Genomic DNA, 3,405 nt, shown 5'->3' on the forward strand with positions numbered 1-3,405 from the left:
ACACAGTGGACGCGAGCAACTGAGGACAAGCCCTCGGCCTATTAGTACCAGTCAACTCCACCCGTTACCGGGCTTCCATATCTGGCCTATCAACCCAGTCGTCTACTGGGAGCCTTACCCTCTCAAGGAGGTGGGAATACTCATCTCGAAGCAGGCTTCCCGCTTAGATGCTTTCAGCGGTTATCCCTCCCGAACGTAGCCAACCAGCCATGCCCTTGGCAGGACAACTGGCACACCAGAGGTTCGTCCGTCCCGGTCCTCTCGTACTAGGGACAGCCCTTCTCAATATTCCTACGCGCACAGCGGATAGGGACCGAACTGTCTCACGACGTTCTAAACCCAGCTCGCGTACCGCTTTAATGGGCGAACAGCCCAACCCTTGGGACCGACTCCAGCCCCAGGATGCGACGAGCCGACATCGAGGTGCCAAACCATCCCGTCGATATGGACTCTTGGGGAAGATCAGCCTGTTATCCCCGGGGTACCTTTTATCCGTTGAGCGACGGCGCTTCCACAAGCCACCGCCGGATCACTAGTCCCGACTTTCGTCCCTGCTCGACCCGTCGGTCTCACAGTCAAGCTCCCTTGTGCACTTACACTCAACACCTGATTGCCAACCAGGCTGAGGGAACCTTTGGGCGCCTCCGTTACTCTTTAGGAGGCAACCGCCCCAGTTAAACTACCCATCAGACACTGTCCCTGATCCGGATCACGGACCCAGGTTAGACATCCAGCACGACCAGACTGGTATTTCAACGACGACTCCACACACACTGGCGTGCATGCTTCACAGTCTCCCAGCTATCCTACACAAGCCGAACCGAACACCAATATCAAACTGTAGTAAAGGTCCCGGGGTCTTTCCGTCCTGCTGCGCGAAACGAGCATCTTTACTCGTAGTGCAATTTCACCGGGCCTATGGTTGAGACAGTCGAGAAGTCGTTACGCCATTCGTGCAGGTCGGAACTTACCCGACAAGGAATTTCGCTACCTTAGGATGGTTATAGTTACCACCGCCGTTTACTGGCGCTTAAGTTCTCAGCTTCGCCCTGTCGAAACAGGACTAACCGGTCCCCTTAACGTTCCAGCACCGGGCAGGCGTCAGTCCGTATACATCGCCTTACGGCTTCGCACGGACCTGTGTTTTTAGTAAACAGTCGCTTCTCGCTGGTCTCTGCGGCCACCCCCAGCTCAGACAGTAAATGTCATCACCGGTGATGGCCCCCCTTCTCCCGAAGTTACGGGGGCATTTTGCCGAGTTCCTTAACCATAGTTCACCCGAACGCCTCGGTATTCTCTACCTGACCACCTGAGTCGGTTTAGGGTACGGGCCGCCATGAAACTCGCTAGAGGCTTTTCTCGACAGCATAGGATCATCCACTTCACCACAATCGGCTCGGCATCAGGTCTCACCCTTGATGAGTGGCGGATTTGCCTACCACTCGGGCTACACCCTTACCCCAGGACAACCACCGCCTGGGCTGGACTACCTTCCTGCGTCACCCCATCACTCACCTACTAACCGCTTGGGCCGGCGGCTCCACCACTTTCCTTTCCCCGAAGGGTCCGGAACGGCTTCACGGCCTTAGCATCACGATGCTCGATGTTTGACGCTTCACAGCGGGTACCGGAATATCAACCGGTTATCCATCGACTACGCCTGTCGGCCTCGCCTTAGGTCCCGACTTACCCTGGGCAGATCAGCTTGACCCAGGAACCCTTAGTCAATCGGCGCAAACGTTTCTCACGTTTGTATCGCTACTCATGCCTGCATTCTCACTCGTCAACCGTCCACAACTCGCTTCCGCGGCTGCTTCACCCGGCAGACGACGCTCCCCTACCCATCACAGCACCCGTTGGGGCTTCACGCTGCAATGACACGACTTCGGCGGTACGCTTGAGCCCCGCTACATTGTCGGCGCGGAATCACTAGACCAGTGAGCTATTACGCACTCTTTCAAGGGTGGCTGCTTCTAAGCCAACCTCCTGGTTGTCTCTGCGACTCCACATCCTTTCCCACTTAGCGTACGCTTAGGGGCCTTAGTCGATGCTCTGGGCTGTTTCCCTCTCGACCATGGAGCTTATCCCCCACAGTCTCACTGCCGTGCTCTCACTTACCGGCATTCGGAGTTTGGCTAAGGTCAGTAACCCGGTAGGGCCCATCGCCTATCCAGTGCTCTACCTCCGGCAAGAAACACACGACGCTGCACCTAAATGCATTTCGGGGAGAACCAGCTATCACGGAGTTTGATTGGCCTTTCACCCCTAACCACAGGTCATCCCCCAGGTTTTCAACCCTGGTGGGTTCGGTCCTCCACGAAGTCTTACCTCCGCTTCAACCTGCCCATGGCTAGATCACTCCGCTTCGGGTCTTGAGCGCGCTACTGAATCGCCCTGTTCGGACTCGCTTTCGCTACGGCTTCCCCACACGGGTTAACCTCGCAACACACCGCAAACTCGCAGGCTCATTCTTCAAAAGGCACGCAGTCACGAGATATGTGCAAGCACATATCCGACGCTCCCACGGCTTGTAGGCACACGGTTTCAGGTACTATTTCACTCCGCTCCCGCGGTACTTTTCACCATTCCCTCACGGTACTATCCGCTATCGGTCACCAGGGAATATTTAGGCTTAGCGGGTGGTCCCGCCAGATTCACACGGGATTTCTCGGGCCCCGTGCTACTTGGGTGTCTCTCAAACGAGCCGCTGACGTTTCGACTACGGGGGTCTTACCCTCTACGCCGGACCTTTCGCATGTCCTTCGTCTACATCAACGGTTTCTGACTCGTCCTGTCGCCGGCAGACGACAGAAGAGAGATCCCACAACCCCGCACACGCAACCCCTGCCGGGTCTCACACGTATACGGTTTGGCCTCATCCGGTTTCGCTCGCCACTACTCCCGGAATCACGGTTGTTTTCTCTTCCTGAGGGTACTGAGATGTTTCACTTCCCCTCGTTCCCTCCACACTGCCTATGTGTTCAGCAGCGGGTGACAGCCCATGACGACTGCCGGGTTTCCCCATTCGGAAACCCCCGGATCAAAGCCTGGTTGACGGCTCCCCGGGGACTATCGTGGCCTCCCACGTCCTTCATCGGTTCCTGGTGCCAAGGCATCCACCGTGCGCCCTTAAAAACTTGGCCACAGATGCTCGCGTCCACTGTGCAGTTCTCAAACAACGACCAGCCACCCATCACCCCGAACCAACCGGTTCGAGTGCACTGGGGCCGGCGAAAGAGGGGATTCATTCCCTCAGACACCCAACAGCGTGCCCGACACCCCTCGCTGCTCTCATCCGTTCCACGCCGAAGCAGTACTAGGAAGGAGTCAGTGAAGTGTGCCGAATAGTCAACGTTCCACCCATGAGCAACCAGCATCGAACATTCGCCGATGTACTGGCCTCTG

The 3,405-nt window shown here is 56.9% G+C and carries 1 rRNA gene; it reads right to left on the minus strand.

Annotation, left to right across the window (positions count from 1 at the left end):
* Positions 1-21: 21 nt before the first annotated feature.
* Positions 22-3,143: ribosomal RNA gene (locus CCN33_RS11435) — 23S ribosomal RNA — on the minus strand.
* Positions 3,144-3,405: the final 262 nt, after the last annotated feature.

This window comes from Streptomyces recifensis, assembly GCF_002154615.1.
Classification (GTDB): domain Bacteria; phylum Actinomycetota; class Actinomycetes; order Streptomycetales; family Streptomycetaceae; genus Streptomyces; species Streptomyces griseoluteus.